Raw genomic sequence first — 406 nt, forward strand, 5'->3', positions numbered from 1 at the left:
GGAGTACGCGAAATGGCTCGAAGAAGTTCTGGGGCAATAAGGAAGGTGAAGCCCCAGATTAGGGTTGTAGGTTTTGACGACGGAACTTTCTCCTTTTCTTCAAAACTAGAGAGGGAAAAGACGATTCTAATCGGCGTCATCATGAAGGGCTCTCAGGAGGTAGTCGGCGTTCTCTCGCGTTGGATAACCGTCGATGGGCGAGATGCAACGAACGCAATGATAGACGCCGTTAAGAGCTCACGCTTCAGGGATTTGAGGGTCATCATGCTCAAGGGGATAACCTACGCGGGCTTTAACGTTGTGGATTTGGAGATGCTCCACCGGAAGACGGGACTTCCAGTGATAGTTGTCGTCAGGAAGAAGCCAGACTTGAGAGCCATGGAGAAAGCTCTAAGGAAGCACTTTT

At 50.2% G+C, this 406-nt stretch carries 1 protein-coding gene; it reads left to right on the forward strand.

Annotation, left to right across the window (positions count from 1 at the left end):
* Positions 1–12: 12 nt before the first annotated feature.
* Positions 13–406: DUF99 family protein (locus E3E29_RS11495; protein ID WP_167911114.1), on the forward strand; the 394-nt coding region annotated here is incomplete at its 3' end.

Source organism: Thermococcus sp. Bubb.Bath (assembly GCF_012027595.1).
GTDB lineage: Archaea > Methanobacteriota_B > Thermococci > Thermococcales > Thermococcaceae > Thermococcus.